18 protein-coding genes and 1 tRNA gene are annotated in these 17143 nt (G+C 72.9%); 15 read left to right on the top strand and 4 right to left on the bottom strand.

Annotated elements, in window-relative coordinates; all coding sequences use genetic code 11:
- The first annotated feature begins 35 nt into the window (after positions 1 to 35).
- The 13 genes from sucC to DQ384_RS32110 all read left to right on the top strand — a co-directional run bounded on the left by sucC (position 36) and on the right by DQ384_RS32110 (position 11804).
- Complete coding sequence (sucC, locus tag DQ384_RS32050; RefSeq protein ID WP_114032621.1) at positions 36 to 1190, top strand: ADP-forming succinate--CoA ligase subunit beta; 1155 nt, start codon at positions 36 to 38, stop codon at positions 1188 to 1190.
- Positions 1191 to 1311: 121 nt separating this feature from the next.
- The gene (gene sucD / locus DQ384_RS32055; protein ID WP_114032622.1) at positions 1312 to 2208 is read left to right on the top strand and encodes a succinate--CoA ligase subunit alpha; all 897 of its coding nucleotides are present in this window, start codon (positions 1312 to 1314) and stop codon (positions 2206 to 2208) included.
- Positions 2205 to 3026 (top strand): hydroxypyruvate isomerase family protein, encoded by an 822-nt coding sequence (locus tag DQ384_RS32060; protein ID WP_114032623.1) that lies wholly within the window; start codon positions 2205 to 2207, stop codon positions 3024 to 3026. Before sucD ends, DQ384_RS32060 begins: the two co-directional genes overlap by 4 nt.
- Positions 3023 to 3892, top strand: a complete 870-nt coding sequence (locus DQ384_RS32065; RefSeq protein WP_114032624.1) for a 2-hydroxy-3-oxopropionate reductase — start codon at positions 3023 to 3025, stop codon at positions 3890 to 3892. Before DQ384_RS32060 ends, DQ384_RS32065 begins: the two co-directional genes overlap by 4 nt.
- The gene (gcl, locus tag DQ384_RS32070) at positions 3889 to 5613 is read left to right on the top strand and encodes a glyoxylate carboligase (RefSeq protein WP_114032625.1); all 1725 of its coding nucleotides are present in this window, start codon (positions 3889 to 3891) and stop codon (positions 5611 to 5613) included. Before DQ384_RS32065 ends, gcl begins: the two co-directional genes overlap by 4 nt.
- Positions 5614 to 5854: 241 nt before the next feature.
- Complete coding sequence (locus DQ384_RS32075) at positions 5855 to 7396, top strand: aldehyde dehydrogenase family protein (RefSeq protein WP_114032626.1); 1542 nt, start codon at positions 5855 to 5857, stop codon at positions 7394 to 7396.
- Between the two features lie 150 nt (positions 7397 to 7546).
- Positions 7547 to 8416 carry a DUF11 domain-containing protein gene (locus tag DQ384_RS32080; RefSeq protein WP_114032627.1) on the top strand — a complete coding sequence of 290 codons (870 nt, stop codon included), beginning with the start codon at positions 7547 to 7549 and terminating at the stop codon, positions 8414 to 8416.
- Between the two features lie 137 nt (positions 8417 to 8553).
- Positions 8554 to 8919, top strand: a complete 366-nt coding sequence (locus tag DQ384_RS32085; RefSeq protein ID WP_114032628.1) for a hypothetical protein — start codon at positions 8554 to 8556, stop codon at positions 8917 to 8919.
- Complete coding sequence (locus DQ384_RS32090) at positions 8916 to 9305, top strand: hypothetical protein (RefSeq protein WP_114032629.1); 390 nt, start codon at positions 8916 to 8918, stop codon at positions 9303 to 9305. Before DQ384_RS32085 ends, DQ384_RS32090 begins: the two co-directional genes overlap by 4 nt.
- Before the next feature lie 56 nt (positions 9306 to 9361).
- Positions 9362 to 10075 (top strand): SRPBCC family protein, encoded by a 714-nt coding sequence (locus DQ384_RS32095; RefSeq protein ID WP_114032630.1) that lies wholly within the window; start codon positions 9362 to 9364, stop codon positions 10073 to 10075.
- A gap of 127 nt (positions 10076 to 10202) precedes the next feature.
- Positions 10203 to 10275: transfer RNA gene (locus DQ384_RS32100), tRNA-Ala, on the top strand.
- A 71-nt stretch (positions 10276 to 10346) separates the two neighbouring features.
- On the top strand, positions 10347 to 10910 hold the full coding sequence (locus tag DQ384_RS32105) for a GntR family transcriptional regulator (RefSeq protein WP_245966929.1): 564 nt from the start codon (positions 10347 to 10349) through the stop codon (positions 10908 to 10910).
- A gap of 63 nt (positions 10911 to 10973) precedes the next feature.
- The gene (locus DQ384_RS32110) at positions 10974 to 11804 is read left to right on the top strand and encodes a GNAT family N-acetyltransferase (RefSeq protein WP_114032715.1); all 831 of its coding nucleotides are present in this window, start codon (positions 10974 to 10976) and stop codon (positions 11802 to 11804) included.
- On the opposite strand, the gene DQ384_RS32115 is transcribed toward DQ384_RS32110, so the two are convergent.
- Together DQ384_RS32115 and DQ384_RS32120 are read right to left on the bottom strand one after the other, a co-directional pair.
- Entirely contained in the window at positions 11792 to 12313 is a 522-nt protein-coding gene (locus DQ384_RS32115) for a DUF1990 domain-containing protein (RefSeq protein WP_114032632.1), read from the bottom strand. The genes DQ384_RS32110 and DQ384_RS32115 overlap by 13 nt on opposite strands.
- 29 nt (positions 12314 to 12342) lie before the next feature.
- Positions 12343 to 13158, bottom strand: a complete 816-nt coding sequence (locus tag DQ384_RS32120) for a YndJ family protein (RefSeq protein WP_114032633.1) — start codon at positions 13156 to 13158, stop codon at positions 12343 to 12345.
- A gap of 295 nt (positions 13159 to 13453) precedes the next feature.
- On the opposite strand from DQ384_RS32120, the gene DQ384_RS32125 reads away from it, so the two are divergent.
- Positions 13454 to 14107 (top strand): class I SAM-dependent DNA methyltransferase, encoded by a 654-nt coding sequence (locus DQ384_RS32125; protein WP_114032634.1) that lies wholly within the window; start codon positions 13454 to 13456, stop codon positions 14105 to 14107.
- A 97-nt stretch (positions 14108 to 14204) separates the two neighbouring features.
- Entirely contained in the window at positions 14205 to 14993 is a 789-nt protein-coding gene (locus DQ384_RS32130) for an SDR family oxidoreductase (protein ID WP_114032635.1), read from the top strand.
- Positions 14994 to 15034: 41 nt separating this feature from the next.
- Here DQ384_RS32130 and DQ384_RS32135 read toward each other — a convergent pair whose 3' ends face one another.
- The gene (locus tag DQ384_RS32135) at positions 15035 to 15637 is read right to left on the bottom strand and encodes a hypothetical protein (RefSeq protein ID WP_114032636.1); all 603 of its coding nucleotides are present in this window, start codon (positions 15635 to 15637) and stop codon (positions 15035 to 15037) included.
- A 7-nt stretch (positions 15638 to 15644) separates the two neighbouring features.
- Entirely contained in the window at positions 15645 to 17042 is a 1398-nt protein-coding gene (locus tag DQ384_RS32140) for a selenium-binding protein SBP56-related protein (RefSeq protein ID WP_114032637.1), read from the bottom strand.
- Positions 17043 to 17143: the final 101 nt, after the last annotated feature.

The following is a 17143-nucleotide window of genomic DNA, read 5'->3' on the forward strand; positions in this document are numbered from 1 at the left end:
GTATACCGTATGGAAGAACCGCATAAGGAGACGTGATGGACCTGTACGAGTACCAGGCGAAGGAGCTCTTCGCGCGGCACGGGGTCCCCGTCCCGCCCGGCCGGGTCGCCTCCACCCCCGAGGAGGCGCGGCAGGCCGCGCGGGCGCTCAAGGCGCCTGCCGTCATCAAGGCCCAGGTCAAGACCGGCGGCCGGGGCAAGGCCGGCGGCATCCGCCCCGCCCCCGGCCCCTCCTCCGCAGAGGCCGAAGCGCGCCGGGTGCTCGGCATGGACATCAAGGGACACACGGCGAGGACGGTCCTGGTCGAGAAGGCCACGGTGCCGTTCGAGGAGTACTACGCCGCCTACCTCGTCGACCGCGCGGCCGGGACGTTCCTCGCCATGGTCTCCACCGAGGGCGGCATGGACATCGAGGAGGTCGCGGCGACCCGGCCTCAGTCCCTGGCCAGGATGCCCGTCGACCCCGCCGCCGGGGTGGACGCCGAGACCGCCCGGCGGCTCACCGACCAGGCGGGGCTGCCCGAGGACGCCCGCGAGCAGGTCGCCGCCGTGCTGACCGGCCTGTGGCGGGTCATGGTGGAGGAGGACGCGCTGCTGGTCGAGGTCAACCCCCTCGCCCGCACCTCCGACGGCCGCGTGATCGCCCTCGACGGCAAGGTCACCCTCGACGACAACGCCGCCTTCCGGCACGACCACGCGGCGTTCGCCGACCCGCCGCCGGACCGGGGCGCGGCCGGGCTGGAGGCCAGGGCCCGGGCGCGCGGGCTGAACTACGTCAAGCTGGACGGCTCGGTCGGCGTCATCGGCAACGGCGCGGGGCTCGTCATGAGCACGCTGGACGTCGTGGCGGAGGTGGGCGGGGGCCGTCCCGCCAACTTCCTCGACATCGGGGGAGGGGCCTCGGCCCAGGTCATGGCGGCCGCGCTGGAGATCGTCCTGTCCGATCCGGACGTGCGCTCGGTGCTGGTGAACGTCTTCGGCGGCATCACCGCCTGCGACGCGGTCGCCGAGGGAATCGTGACCGCGCTCGGCACGCTCGGCGAGGTGGGCCACCCGATCGTGGTGCGCCTGGACGGCAACAACGCCGAGGCCGGGCGGGCCGTCCTCGACGCGGCGCGGCATCCGATGGTGCGCATGGTCCCGACCATGGACGACGCCGCGCGTGCCGCGGCGGACCTGGCCGCGAGGTGAGCGGGCACGGCGGGACCGGCCGCCGTACGGGGGGCCGGCGATCACAGTGCCATTCACAGTGCCATTCACAGTGCCATTCACAGCGGACAGGCCGTGCGGGCGGCCGGGAGGAGCAGCGACGATGGCCGTCTTCCTGACCAAGGACAGCAAGGTGCTGGTCCAGGGCATGACCGGCGCGGAGGGCACCCGGCACACCGCGCGCATGCTCGCCGCCGGCACCGAGATCGTGGCCGGGGTCACCCCGGGCAAGGGCGGCAGGGCCGTCGACTTCGGAGACCGGCGCATCCCGGTCTTCGGCGGGGTCGCCGAGGCCGTGGCCGCGACCGGAGCGGACGTCTCGGTCGTGTTCGTGCCGCCGAGGTTCACGCTCGGCGCGGTGCGGGAGGCGATCGACGCGGCCGTCGAGCTCTGCGTGGTGATCACCGAGGGCGTCCCCGTCCACGACACCATCAGGTTCGTGGCCCGCGCCGAGGCCACGACCACCCGTATCGTCGGCCCGAACTGCCCGGGGCTCATCAGCCCCGGCCAGTCCAGCGCCGGCATCATTCCCGCCGACATCACCGCCGCTGGCCCGATCGGCCTGGTCAGCAAGTCGGGGACGCTCACCTACCAGCTCATGTACGAGCTGCGCGACGTCGGGTTCTCGACCGCGGTGGGGATCGGCGGCGACCCGGTCGTCGGCACGACGCACATCGACGCGCTCGCCGCCTTCGAGGAGGACCCCGAGACCGAGGCGATCGTGCTCATCGGCGAGATCGGCGGCGACGCCGAGGAACGCGCGGCGGCGTACATCGCCGAGCACGTCACCAAGCCGGTGGTGGCCTACGTGGCCGGGTTCACCGCGCCCGAGGGCAGGACCATGGGCCACGCCGGGGCGATCGTCTCCGGGTCCGCCGGCACGGCGCAGGCCAAGAAGGAGGCGCTGGAGAGCGTCGGCGTGCGCGTCGGAAAGACTCCCAGCGAGACCGCCCGCCTGATGCGCGACGTCCTGGCGGCGCGGGGCGGGAGCGCGTCGTGAGCGCGCCACGGTTCGACGTCAACCTGTCCATCCTGTTCACCGAGCTGCCGCTGCTCGCACGGCCCGCCGCCGCGGCGGACGCCGGGTTCGACGCCGTCGAGCTGTGGTGGCCCTTCGACCGCCCGGACCCCTCCGACGGCGAGCTGGACGCGCTGCGCCGGGCCATCCAGGACGCCGGGGTGCGCCTGGTCGCGCTGAACTTCGACGCGGGCGACATGGCCGCGGGTGACCGTGGCCTGGTGTCCCGGCCGGACGGGGAGGCGCGCTTCCTGGCCAACGTGGACGTCGCGGCCGGCTTCGCCGGGTCGCTCGGCTGCCGGGCGCTCAACGCGTTGTACGGCAACCGCGTGCCGGGCCTCGGCGACGAGGCGCAGCGTGACCTGGCCCTGGCCAACCTGTCCGTGGCCGCCGCGGCGGCGGCGCGGGCCGGCGCGACCGTCGTGGTCGAGGCGCTGAACTCCTACGAGAACCCCGACTACCCGATCACCTCCTCGGCGGCGGCGCTGGAGCTCGCCGACCGGACCGGCGCGCCCAACGTGGCCTTCCTCGCCGACCTCTACCACCTGCACCGCATGGGCGAGGACGTGCTCACGCTGATCGACTCCGCCGCCGGGCGGTTCGGCCACGTGCAGATCGCCGACGACCCCGGCCGGGGAGCCCCCGGCTCGGGCGTCATGCCCTACGACGAGATCTTCCGGCGCCTGGACGCCTCCGGGTACGCGGGCCACGTCGGCCTGGAGTTCCGGCCCGCCGGGCCGGCCATCGACAACTTCGCCTGGCTGAAGGAGAACCACACGATGACGGAGCGTGCGCGGTGAGGACGACGTTCATCGGGCTGGGGATCATGGGGTCCCCGATGGCGGCCAACCTGGTACGCGCGGGATTCGACGTCACCGGGTACGACGTGAGCCCGGGGCCCGTGGAGCGGCTCGCCGCGCTCGGGGGCAAGGCGGCCGGGTCCGTGCCGGAGGCCGTGAAGGGCGCGGACGTCGTGATCACCATGCTGCCCGACTCGCCGCAGGTCGAGGAGGTCGCCTTCGGCGCCGACGGGCTGCTCGAACACGGCAGGGCGGGCATGTTCCACGTGGACATGAGCACCGTCAAGCCCGAGACGTCCATACGGGTGGCGCAGGCGGCGACGATCAAGGGCATCAGGCCGCTGGACGCGCCGGTGAGCGGCGGCGAGCGCGGCGCCGTGGACGGGACGCTCTCCATCATGGCGGGCGGTGCGGCGGAGGACTTCACCGAGATGCGCCCGCTGCTGAGCGTCCTCGGCACGACGATCAGGCACGTCGGCCCGTCCGGCGCGGGGCAGACCGTCAAGGCGGCCAACCAGCTCGTCGTCGGCGGGATCTTCGGGCTGGTCGCGGAGGCCATCGTGCTGCTGGAGGCGTCAGGCGTCGACCCGGCGGGCGGGCTGGACGTGCTCGCGGGCGGCCTCGGGGGCTCGCGCATCCTCGAACTGCGGCGGCACTCCATGGTCAGGCGGGAGTTCGCGCCGGGCTTCAGGATCGACCTGCACCACAAGGACATGGGGATCGCCATCGCCGCCGCGCGCCGCGCGGGCGTCGCGCTGCCCCTCACCGGCGTCGTCGCCCAGCTCATGGCGGCCGCCAAGGCCCAGGGGCACGGATCGCTGGACCACTCCGCACTGCTGAAGGTGATCGAGAGGCTGAACGGATGAAGCGCGTCCCCTGCATGGAGGCCGTCGTCGCGGTGCTGGAGTCCGAGGGCGTCGACACCGTCTTCGGCATCCCCGGAGCGGCGATCCTGCCGCTGTACGCCGCGCTGCGCAAAAGCTCCATCCGCCACATCACCGTCCGGCACGAGGAGGGCGGGACGCACGCGGCCGACGGCTGGGCGCGCGTCACCGGCAACGTCGGCGTCAGCATCGGCACCTCGGGCCCGGCCGGCACCAACATGATCACCGGGCTCTACACCGCGATGGCCGACTCCATCCCGATCGTCTGCGTCACCGGGCAGGCGCCGAAGGACAAGCTCCACCAGGAGTCGTTCCAGGCCGTGGACATCGTCGAGATCGCCAAGCCGGTCACCAAGTGGGCCGTCCAGCTCAAGGAGGCCGCCCAGGCCCCGTGGGTGTTCCGCGAGGCGTTCCGGATCGCCCGGTCCGGACGTCCGGGGCCCGTCCTCATCGACCTTCCCGTCGACGTGCAGCGCGGCACGTGCCTGTACGACAGGGAGCTCGACGAGCCCTTTCCCGTGGACGTGCCCGCGCCGCCGGTCGGCGCCGTGCGCGCGGCGGTCGACATGCTGGCGGGCGCCGCGCGCCCGCTGATCCTCGCCGGCGGCGGGGTCGTCATCGCCGACGCCGCCGGCGAGCTCCGCGCCCTCGCCGAGCACCTCCAGGTGCCGGTGCAGGTGACGCTCATGGGCAAGGGCGCGTTCCCCGAGGACCATCCCCTGTTCGCGGGCATGGCGGGCATCCAGACGCAGACGCGCTGGGGCAACGCGGTCTTCCTGGAGAGCGACCTGGTGCTGGCCGTCGGCGCCCGGTTCGGCGACCGGCACACCGGCGACCTGGAGGTGTACCGGCGCGGGCGGCGCTTCGTCCACGTCGACATCGAGCCGACGCAGATCGGCCGCGTCTTCGAGCCGGACCTCGGCGTGGTCGGCCACGCCAGGCCCGCGCTCGCCGCGATGGCCGGGCAGGCGCGGCGCGTCGTCCCCGCCCGCGGGCCGGGGGCCTGGACGCGGCGCGTCGGCGAGCTGCGCGACGGCCTCCCCCGGCGCGACGACTTCGACGACGTGCCGATCAAGCCGCCCCGGGTGTTCAGGGAGATCAACGAGTTCTTCGGCAGGGACACCACGTTCGTCACCGCGATCGGGCTGTACCAGATCTGGTCGGGGCAGTTCCAGAAGACCTACCTGCCGCGCCGTTACCTCGTCTGCGGGCAGGCGGGGCCGCTCGGCTGGGAGGTGCCCGCGGCGATCGGCGTCAAGTGCGCCCACCCCGAGCGCGAGGTCGTGGCCGTCGTCGGCGACTACTCCTTCCAGTTCCTGATGGAGGAGATCGCGGTCGCCGCGCAGTACCGCATCCCGTTCGTGATCATCATGATCAACAACGAGTACCTCGGGCTGATCCGCCAGGCGGAGATCCCCTACGACATGAACTACGCCGTCGACCTGCACTACGGAGAGGGCGGCATCGACCACGTCAAGGTCATGGAGGCCTTCGGCTGCCCGGCGCGCAAGGTCGAGGTGCCGGGCGAGCTGCGCGGCGCGCTGGAATGGGCGAGCGCCGAGGCCGAGACGCGGCGGCTGCCCGTGCTCGTGGAGGTCATGGTCGAACGGGAGGCCAACGCGGCCATGGGCCCCGCGCTCGACGCGATCAAGGAGTTCGAGCCGCTGCCGCGGATGGCGCTCGCCGTCGACTGGTCGGACTGACCTCCCCGGGCTCCGAGCCTCCCCGGGCGTCCAAGCCCCTCCCCTTCCCCTTTCCAGACGCCGGAGTCCCCCGGAGTCCCCGAGCCGGCGGGCCTGCCATGCCCCACCCACCCTGGCAGGCCCGCCCCGCTCACCCGTCCCTCCCGAGTTCGCCCCCCGAGCCAACGTCAGAGCCCGTTCAGTTCGCCGGGCTACCACGCCCTTCAGCCCGCCGTCCGGAGCCCGATCGAGGAGGCCGCTCATGCCGCTCGCGCTGAAACCCGCCACCGCCTGGTCCGACGTCTACGATCGCTGCCTCGCCGCGGCGCCCGAGGCGTTCAACGACGACCGCGTGCTCAACCTGTGGGGAGGCGCCTGGCGCCGCGACGGCCGTCCCGCGCCCGCCTTCTCGCCGGTCGACGGCACCGCCATGCCCGGCCCGCCCCGGCTCGACCGGTCCACGGCGTTCCGCGCGGTGCGGGCGAGCGTCGAGGAGCACCGGCGCTGGCGGCACATGCCGCAGCAGGAGCGCGCGGCCCGGGTGACCGCGGCGCTGGACGCGCTGGAGGCCCACCGCGACCTGCTCGCGCTGCTGCTGGTGTGGGAGATCGGCAAGCCGTGGAAGGCGGCCCGCGCGGACGTCGACCGCTGCGTGGAGGGCGTCCGGTGGTACGTGACGGAGATCGACGGCATGATCGCCGGCCGCACGCCGCTGGACGGGCCGGTGAGCAACATCGCGAGCTGGAACTACCCGATGAGCGTGCTCATGCACGCGATGCTCGTGCAGGCGCTGGCGGGCAACGCGGTCATCGCCAAGACCCCCACCGACGGCGGGCTGGCCTGTCTCACGCTGGCCTGCGCGCTGGCCGCCCACGAGGGCCTGCCGATCACGCTGGTCAGCGGCGGGGGAGGCGAGCTGTCCCCGGCGCTCGTGCGCGGCCCCGGCCTCGGGTGCGTGTCCTTCGTCGGCGGCAGGGGCGCGGGCGGGCAGGTCGCCGCCTCGCTGCGCGGGCTGGACCGGCGGCACGTGCTGGAGCAGGAGGGGCTGAACTGCTGGGGCGTCTGGCAGTACGGCGGCTGGGAGACGCTGTCGGCGCAGCTCCGCAGGACGTTCGACTACGGCAAGCAGCGCTGCACGGCCTACCCCCGGTTCGTCGTCCAGCGCGCGCTGTTCCACGACTTCCTGGCCGCCTACCTGGACGCCGTCCGGGCGGTGCGCTTCGGCCACCCGCTCGCGGTGGAAGACCCGGGCGACCCGCTGCCCGAGCTGGACTTCGGGCCGCTGATCAACGGCACGAAGGCCAAGGAGCTCGCCGACCAGGTGGGCGAGGCCGTCGCGCGGGGAGGCGTGCCGCTGTACCGGGGCTCGCTGGACGACGGCGCGTTCCTGCCCGGCCAGGACACCTCCGCGTACTTCGCGCCGGTCGCGCTGCTCGCGCCGCCCGCCTCCTCTCCGCTGTTCCACGCCGAGCCGTTCGGCCCGGTCGACACCGTGGTGCTGGTGGACACCGAGGCCGAGTTCCTGGCCGCGATGAACGCCAGCAACGGCGCGCTGGTCGCGACGATCTCCTGCGACGAGGAGGAGACGGCCCGGCGGCTGGCCGCCGACGTCCGCGCCTTCAAGGTGGGGATCAACGGGCCCCGCTCGCGCGGCGACCGCGAGGAGCTGTTCGGCGGCCTCGGCGCGTCCTGGCAGGGTGCGTTCGTCGGCGGGGAGCTGCTGGTCAGGGCCGTGACCCTCGGCCCCGAGGGCGAGCGCCTGCCGGGCAACTTCCCCGGCTACACGCTGCTGCCGGCGCGGTAGTCAGGCGACGGCCCCGAGCGGAGGAGGGCGACGGAGCCGTGTCCACATGTGGCCACTACGAATCGTGACCAAATAACCGCGATATGACGCTGATGCGGGATATGAGCGGTCATAGTCGGAGGGTTCGTCCTCCGAGCTCGAAAGGCTGCGATGAGATCCCTCCGGCACCCCCTCGCCGTCGTGGCACTGGCCGTCGCGACCCTCATGTCCCCGCTCCTTGCCGCCCCCGCATCCGCCGACCCGCCCGAGGTGGCGCTGTCCTTATCGTCCTCGCAGGTCAACGCGGGCGACGAGGTGACGGTCACCGTGACGGTCACCAATATCCACTCCTTCACGGTCCTCAACGCGACCGCCCGCGTGTACAGCACGCCCGCGGCGCTCCCCTCGTACGCGACGCTCACCGGATGCGCGGGGGCGGTCGGCGCGTGCACCACCGTCACCAACGGTGGCGGTACGCCGATCGGATTCCAGGCGCCGGTCGGAGCCCTCTCCGGCGGGGCCTCGGCCACCGTCGCCTTCACGCTGGCGACCGCGCAGGGCGTCGACCCGGGCCCGCAGACCCTCCAGGGCGAGCTGCGCGGGTCGAACTACGCCACCGAGATCATCGCCGGGCCGGTGCTCACGATCATCTCCGAGGCCGACGCCGCCGTGACCCTCACCGCGACGCCCAAGCTGGCGCTGCTCGTCCCGAAGATCGAGTTCAGGGTGCGGGTCACCGGCAACGGGCCGGGCGCGGTGCGGAGCGCGACCGTCACGACGCCGCTGCCTCCCGGGTTCGGCGCCTCGTCAGGCGACTGCGCCACCGCCTCGGGCACCGTGACCTGCACGACGGGGGAGGTGGCTCCGGGTGCCTCGGTGACCAGGGCGTTCTCCGTCCCCGTGGGGCTGCTCACCATCGGCGTCCCCTACACCTTCACCGCCACCCGCACGGCGTCCGCCCCGGTGGACCCGGTGAGCGCCAACGACTCCGGCACGGTGCGCTGCACGGTGGTGTCCATCGTGCTGGTGACCTGCTCCTGAGTCCGCGACGGCCCCCTCCCGGCGACGCGCCGTGGAGGGGGCTCCTCGCGCGGAAGACCGAGGCGGGCGGCCGATAACCTACCTGCCATGCTCCGGAAGATCCCCGCGCCCGCGGCCCCGACCCTCCCGGCCGCCCGATGATCGGCGGCCTGGCCACCGCGCTGATCATCGGCTCGCTGCTGCTGGCGGTGGTGTGCGTGATCGTCGCCATCAGGAACCGGGCGATGGGGGTCGTCCTGCTCGCCGGCCTCGCCCTGCTGGAGCTCGGGTTGCTCGCGCAGGCGGGCATCGGCGTCGCCAAGGTGATCGGCGGCCAGAGCCCGCCCGAGACGGCCACGTTCATCGGCTATCTGGCGGGCACCATCGTGATCCCGCCGATCGCGGCGTTCTGGGCGCTCGGCGAGCGCACCCGCTGGGGTCCGGCGGTGGCCGCCGTCGCCTGCTTCGCCATCCCGGTCATGGTCGGGCGGCTGCTGCAGATCTGGCAGGGGACCGCCCCGTGACCGGCGCGCCGGTCAACACCGGGCCGGGACGCCTGCTGGTCGCCGTGTACGCCGTCTTCGCGCTCGCGGCCGGGGCTCGCGCGGCCGTGCAGATCGCCACCCGCTACGACCAGGCCCCGCTGGCGTACGTGCTCTCGGCGTTCGCCGCCGCCGTCTACATCGTGCTGACCGTCGCCCTCGCCCGCGGCGCCCGGCGTACGGCGCTCGCGGCCTGCGCGATCGAGCTGGCCGGGGTGCTCGTCGTCGGCACGCTGAGCCTCGCCGACTCGGCCGCCTTCCCGCGCGCCACCGTCTGGTCGGGTTTCGGCAGCGGGTACGGATTCATCCCGCTGGTGCTGCCGCTCGTGGGCCTGTTCTGGCTTGTGCGGACGCGAAGGCCCGATTAGGCGCGGCGATGAGGGGCAGGGCAGGTTTCCGTAACCACAACAAGGGAGGAAGCCTGATGAGCACCATCGAGCACTCGGTCGACGTGGCCGTGCCCGTACGGACGGCCTACAACCAGTGGACCCAGTTCGAAAGCTTCCCCGAGTTCATGGAAGGCGTCGAGTCGGTCAAGCAGATCGACGACACCCGCCTCGCGTGGAGCGTCCAGGTCGCGGGCGTCCACCGCGAGTTCGAGGCCGAGATCACCGAGCAGCGCCCAGACGAGCGGGTGGCGTGGCGCTCGCTGGAGGAACCCCGCCAGGCCGGTGTGGTGACCTTCCACCGGATCACCGACGACACCACCCGGGTCATGCTCCAGATGGAGTTCGACCCCGAGGGCATCGTCGAGCAGGTCGGCGACAAGCTGCAGCTCGTCCGCATGCGCGTCCACGGCGACCTCGAACGCTTCAAGATGTTCATCGAGTCCAAGGGACACGAGACGGGCGGCTGGCGCGGCGAGGTGCCCACGCCCCTCGACGACGACCACAGTGCGGCCGCGCGCACGGCGCCCGGTGGGGACGTGCTGCACGGGACGGGAACCGCCGCGCCCGCCCCCCGGGAGCCCGTCGGCGCCGGGTACGGCGAGCCGGTGCCGCCGCAGCCGGTGGGACGCGAGTACCCGCCGGAGCCGTCGCTTCCTGCGCCCGGCAGCGGGCCGGTCTCGCCGCAGGGCACGCCGCGCTGGGACGACGAGCCTCCGCTCGCGCCCGAGCGCCCCGAGCGCCTCGGCTGATCTCGGCCGACCACCTCGTCAGGGGCCGGCACGGCTCACGTGCCGGCCCGGTCCCGTGCGGGGAGGCGTTGGCTATCTCCGGGCCCATGCGGTGGTCAGGTTCCGATAGACTGGGGCCGCATCGCAAGGGGCTATGGCGCAGCTGGTAGCGCGCCTCCATGGCATGGAGGAGGTCTGGGGTTCGAATCCCCATAGCTCCACCCTCGCGAACAACCCGATACCGCCCCCTCCAGGGCGGTATCGCCGTTTACAGGGAAGGCACGGGCGGCAGGTGGAGCGGAACGGGACCCCGCGCGTGCTCGTCCGCCGCTCTCTGCCCACCGAGCCCGCCGTGCGCGCGTCCGCGTCCCTGTTCGTGGCCGAGGCCGAGCGGCAGGGCGTCCGCGCGAGCCGCCGCATGCTGTACGTGGGCCCCGAGCCCGCCGGTGACCGCGTAGCCGCCGCCCTGCGCGTCGAGCCGGGCACGGACGTGCTGGCGCGGCGCAAGCTGCTGCTGGCCGACGACGTCCCCGTGCGCGTCGCCACCAGCTACTTCCGCCTCGACCTGTTCGGCGGCACGCCGCTGTGCGAGCCCGGCTTCGTCCGGCCGAGCCTCCAGGCGGGCATCGAGGCGCTCGGCCACCGCTTCGGCCGCGCCGAGGAGGAACTGGTCGCGCGCCCGCCCGCCGCGAACGAGGCCGAGACGCTGGACCTCGCGCCGGGCGAGTGGGTCGTCCAGATCCTCCGGACGAGCTTCGACACCGCTGGCACGCCGATCCACACCCTGGAGACCGTCTGCGCCGCCTCCCGCCATGTCTTCCCCGTCATCCAGGTGTCCGGCGCCGACGAGTTCTAGCCCCTGGGCGCCCCGCGGGAAATGGGTTCGCCCGCGCGGACCGAGCTTGGCACACTGTCCCGCATGCTGTGGACCTTCACCGGGCACGTTGACGGCCTTCCCGATGGTGTCGAGCACTGGCTGCGCACCGACCCCGCCCGCAACACCGTCCCGCTGACCGTTCTCGGCCGCATGCGCGCCGGGCTGTGGGCCGACGGCGCCACGCTCGGCTGGCTGACCGCCGATGGCGAGGTGTGCGGGGCCGTCGTCCACACGCCGCCGTACCCGCTGCTGCTCGCCGACATTCCCGTCGACTCGGTGCCGGCGCTGGCCGACGCCGTGCGCGGGCGCGAGATCTCCGCCGTGTCCGGGCCCTGCCCGCAGGCCGAGGTGTTCGCCGAGGTGAGCGGCCTCACGGAGGTCGACCGCACCCGGCAGCGCCTCTATCGGCTCCAAGCGCTGAGCCCGGCGTCGTCCACCGGCGCGCCGCGCCCGGCCGGCGAGGCGGACGTCGAGCCGGTCGCCGCCTGGATGCGCGCCTTCATCGCCGAGGCCGAGCCGGGCAGCTCCGGCAGCGACCCGCTGCCCCAGATGAGGCACCGGATCGACCAGGGCGAGATCGTGCTGTGGGAGGACGGCGGGCGGCCCGTCGCGATGGCCGGCTTCTCGCGGCCGATCAGCGGCATGTCCCGTATCGGGCCGGTGTACACCCCGCCGGGGCTGCGCGGGCGCGGGTACGGCTCGGCGGTCACCCACGCCGCCACCCGCGCGGCGCAGGAGGCCGGAGGCGAGGTCATCCTGCTGTTCACCGACCTGTCGAACCCGACGTCGAACTCCATCTACCAGGCGCTCGGCTACCGCCCCCTCAGCGACTACATCTCCATCTCCTTCTCGCCGGGCGATCAGCGGGCGTAGCGGCGCAGGGCGGCGGCGTAGCGCCCGCAGAAGAACTCGACGGCGAGAACGGTCAGCGGCCACCCGAGGCGGCTGTACCAGCGTCCGGGCCGGACGAAGGCGGTGACCGCGAACGTCATCGCCCCGTCGTCGCCGACTTCGAGCAGCAACGACTCCTCGCCCTTCTCGGGATGGCCGGGGAGCGTTCCGTAGGCGAAGCCGGCGCGGCGGTCCTCCTCCACCGTCCAGATCACGCGGCAGGGGGCGAGCAGGCCGATCGGGCCGACGCCGAGGCGGTTCACCACCACCTCGCCCGGCGCCGCCCGAGGCGCGGTGGCCCGAGGGGAAAGGCCGAGCGCGGCGTGCACACGCCAGGTCATCAGGGCGTCGGCGGCGCGGGTGAACCCGGCGGCGTCGCCCGCGGGGTAGCGGCGCCGCACGTGGTGGTATCCCGGCGGCAGGTCGCCCGTGCGGGTCGCCCCCACCTCGGGGTAGGTGGGCTCGGCGTTCAGATAGCGCTTCGGGTCCATGAGCTCCTCTTCTCGGTCACAGGTCTCGGTCACAGCGGCCGGGGCCGCAGCCTGCGCCAGGCGGCCAGCCCGCAGAGGGCGAATCCGGCGGCGTTGCACACTCCGTGGGTGGCGGCCATCCATTCGATCGACGGGTGGGGGAGGCCGGTGGCCTCGCCCAGGGCCCAGCTCAGCGCCAGCGCCATCGTCGCGGCGAGCACCGCGGCGGAGACGGCGAGCAGCCCCCGGGTCAGCGGGTCCGGAGCACGGCGCCGGACGTCCGTCCATGTCAGCAGGCCGACCAGCCACATGCCCGCCGTCAGCGCTACCGCTCCCGCCAACTCTGCCCAGTCCCCTATGAAGTAACCGGCGAGGACCAGCAGGGTGCCGCCCGGGACGGCGAGCGCGGCGGCCTTGGAGGCGACCCGGTCGCCGGTGGCCCGGCACACCAGACCGGCCGTCAGGGCGGCGGCGAACCCCGCGTAGTGGAAGTGCGCCACGGTCAGGGCCAGGATGGCGGGCTTGAACCCCAGCAGCGGGTGGCCCGCGCGCTCCCACACCAGGGACAGGCCCGCGACGGCCGGAGTCACGAGCGCGGTCAGGACCGCCACCTCGCGGGGGGCGAGGCAACGGCGCCGCGCCAGCCGCGCGGCCGCGTGGAGGGCGGGCGCGGCCGTGGCGAGGGCGTACAGGACGGCGAGCGCGACCGCGACGGGCCCGCGGGGCAGCCAGAGCGACACCGCGCCCGGCACGGCGCCCGCGAGCCACGCGGCGCGGACCGCCCGCGGGACGCCGATCAGGTGGAGCCCGGCGGGCACCACGACCAGCATTCCCACCATGATGACCACATTGACCAGGGGGACCATGCCGCCTCCGGTTGAACGTGTTCAAACAGCTTTTGAGGGGACGTTATCAGGTGGTCAAGGGCGTAAGATTCCGGGGGTCGCCGTCAGGGAGCCGCTGACGCCCGGACTCGTACCGCCTGTCTTTTTTGGGGGGTAGCGGCCACCGCGAAATGCGGACAATTCAGGGCAAATAGCGCAAGATCGCTATATCTTTGTCTACACTGTTAACTCTCAATCCTGACCTGCCTTGACTTTCCATGTGGTATCCCCCTATTTAATGGAGAGTCAGATATTCATTCGGCGTTGGGTGGACGAAATGACTGTGGGACGCTCGCGCCCGGCGCATCGGGCGGCGCAGGCCGATGCGTTCGACCGGATCGGCGACCGGTACGACGAGGCGTTTCCTTACAAGGGCGGTCAGATCGCGTCGGCGGAGTGGATCCTGCGCAAGCTCCGCCCGGGCGCACGGGTGCTCGACGTCGGCTGCGGCACGGGCGTGCCGACGGCGCGGCAGTTCATCGAGGCCGGCTGCGAGGTCACGGGCATCGACATCTCGCCCGTCATGCTCTCGATCGCCGCCAAGAACGTGCCGGAGGCCGAGCTCCACCAGCTCGACGTCATGGAAGTGGACGAGACGCTGGGCCGGTTCGACGCGGTGGCCGCCTACTTCTCGCTCTCGATGCTCCGCCGCGAGGAGATCATGGCGTCCCTGCTGCGCCTGCACGAGATCCTCGTGCCGGGAGGCTGGCTCGGCCTCGGCATGGTCGAGATGGACATGGACGACGCGCCGGTCCGCGTCCTCGGCACCTCGATGCGCATGACCGGCTACGGCCGGGCGGCGCTGCGGGCCGTCGTCCAGGAGGCGGGCTTCTCCGTCCGCGAGCAGATGGACCTGGCCTATGTGCCGGCCAGCGACACCGATCCCTTCGAGATGCAGCTCTTCCTGAACTGCCGCAGGAACACGTTCTGACCCGTTCGCGGCGGCCCGCCGCGCGTGTTTGACGGGTCACGCCGCGGACGCCTACCGTCCGGAATACCGACTGGTCGGTTTGGGACGGAGAACGCGTATGCGGGTACGAGACCGGGTCGTCGTCGTGACCGGCGCGGCCGGAGGCATCGGACGGGCCATGGCCCGGCGGTTCGCCGACGAGGGAGCCGCCGGGGTGGTCGTCGCCGACCTGGACGAGGCGGGCGCCGCCGCCGCGGCGAGCGAGATCGGCGACCGTGCGGTCGCCGTGCGCACCGACGTGTCCGTCGAGGCCGAGGTCCAGGCGCTGGTCCGCGCCGCTGAGGAGGCGTTCGGGCCCGTCGGCCTGTTCTGCTCCAACGCCGGCGTCGTCACGGGCCACGGCCTGGACGCCGGCGACCTGGACTGGACCAGGACCATCGACGTCAACCTTCTCGCCCACGTGTACGCCGCGCGCGCCGTGGTCCCGGGGATGGTCGAGCGGGGCGGCGGCTACCTGCTCAACACCTGCTCGGCCGCCGGGCTGATCAGCTGCCCCGGCGACGCGCCGTACGCGGTGACGAAGTCGGCCGCGATCGCCTTCGCCGAGTGGATCTCCATCCACTACCGGGCCAAGGGGATCGGCGTGAGCGTGCTCGCGCCTCAGGGCGTGCGCACCGGCCTGCTCGGGGAGGGCGCGGAGAACAGCCTGGTCTACCGCGGGGTGGTCGCCTCCGGTGAGATCCTCAGCCCTGAGCAGGTGGCTCGGACGGTGATCGACGGCCTCGACGCCGAGCGCTTCTACATCCTGCCCCATCCCGAGGTCGCCGAGTACGTCCGCCGCAAGTACGACGACACCGACCGCTGGCTCGCGGGCATGTCCCGGTTCGTCGCCTCGCTGGAGGGCTGAGCCGGGCCCGGGGCGAAGCCGGACGGCGTCGGGCCGGGCGCTCAGGTCAGGGCGGCGAAGGCGCCGGCGCCGATGAGCGCCACCGCCCAGGCCAGGTCGAGGTTGAACCACGCGCGGCGCAGCACCGAGACGCCCAGCTTCTCGTACACGACCACGGCGAGCGTGGCCGTCACCGTCAGCATCGCCAGGGTGTGCACCCCCGCGAAGGCGAGGGTCTGGCCGCTCAGCGCGAGCGCGGCCCGATCGTGGCCCGTCAGCGTGACCGGCAGCAGCATCAGCCCCGCGCCGTGCGCGGTGGCCATCAGGAACGACCACCCCGCGAGCTGCGGGCCGGTCACGCGCATGCCCACCCAGCGGGGATGGCGCCTGCGCAGCAGCTTCCACACGCCGAACCCGCACACCAGCGCGGCCACGGCGTAGGACACCGGCTTCGGCGGCGCGGACGTCCGCACGGCGGCGACCAGCGCCAGCGTGACCAGCACCGAGCCCGCGTGCCCGAGCACGATGGGCGGCAGCGCCGCCAGAACGGCGCGGCGCGAGCGCTCCTGGAGGCCGAGCGCGACCGCGAACAGCCAGCCCATGGCCGGGTTCAGGCCGTGGAAGGCGCCGAACCCGGCCAGGACGAGCACCTGCGTGAGGTCCATGCGACGGTCAGGGGTAGCAGAAGGAGTCGGAGGAGGAGTCGCCGCCCTGCAGTCTGACCTGATGGGGGCGGCGGCCGTCCGCGGCGAAGTCGACGAGGAAGCCCGGGTCCAGCGCGAGCGAGCCGTCCTCGCCGATGTCGGCCTTGGCCATCCACCCCGCGATGCCGTCGGGGTAGAACACGTCGTCCCAGGAGCGGTACAGCGAGTTGGTGAAGTACGCGCGCCTGCCGTCCCGGCTGACCTCGACCATCTGCGGCCCGCCGTTCCTGGCCGTGCCGGGCGTGCCGGGGTGGGCGTCGCGACCGGCGATGCCGCCGACGCGCACCGAGCCAGTCTGCCGGGGGTTCAGCGGGTCGGACACGTCGAAGGCGAGCAGCTCGCCGGTGCCCCAGGCCGAGACGAGCAGGATGCGATCGTCCAGCGTGAGGGAGATGTCGCTGACCAGCGGCGGCACGGCGCCGAACTGCTTGAGCGGCTCGGGCAGCAGCGCCGGGTCGGCGGGTTCGGCGGGGATCGTGATCGTCTTCTTCGCCTTCCAGGCGCCGTCCTCCAGGTACCACGTGAAGATGTTCGCCGACAGGTCCTCGACGCTGATCACCGTGTTGACGAAGCCGTAGGTCTTGGTCGGATCGTGGGAGGGACGCAGCTCCAGCGCCATCTGGTGCTGGTCGCCGAGGTCGATCTCCTGCAGGTGGGTGCGCTTGCGCAGGTCCCAGGCGTGGAGCTTGTGGCCGTACTTCCTGCCGACCAGCAGGCCGAGGTCCGGACCCGCCTCGATCATGTTGGGGGTGCCCCACTCGCTGCTGATCATCGTGTCGTGCCCGAGATGCCACCAGAAGTCGTAGTGCAGGCGCTGCGGCCCCCGGTCGGCCTCCCACTGGCCGAGCGGCTCGAAGGTGTCGTGGTCGAGCATGAAGACGCCGCCGGGCGCGTCGCCGTTCACGTCGCCGAGCGCGCTGACGTAGATCGCGTCGGTGCCGCAGTGCACGGTGTGGGGGCGGCTGTAGCCGGTGCGCTCGAAGATCGTCTCGGGTTCGATCGTCTTCACCAGCTTGGGACGGGCGGGGTCGTCCTTGACGTCGAAGATGTAGACGCGCGAGGAGCGCAGGCCGGGGACGACCAGGTAGCGCCGCTCGACGTGCGGGTGCGGGGCGTACGGGCACAGGGCCGCGCTGCACACGTTCCACCCGAAGTGATGCAGCTCGTCCCCGGGCACGGGCATGTCGTGGACGCCGGCGACCGTGCCGTAACCCGGCGACTCCGGGTCGAGGTCGATCGTCGCGAGCCCGTCGGGCCGGCCCTCGCCCCCGGTGTCCAGGAGCGCGACGTACGCCAGCCCCTCGCGCGGGGCGCGCATGGCCTCACGGGCGGAGGGATAGAACGTGGGATCGGGTTGGATGAGCACGTGACCGCCTTCGGAGTCGGACCGGGCAGATAACCCATCAATCTTGTAGGAAAACCGGGACTTGTCCAGTGGGTGTGCGGCTTACGTGCGTTACGTCCGGA

This window comes from Sphaerisporangium album (assembly GCF_003323745.1).
Classification (GTDB): Bacteria; Actinomycetota; Actinomycetes; order Streptosporangiales; family Streptosporangiaceae; genus Sphaerisporangium; species Sphaerisporangium album.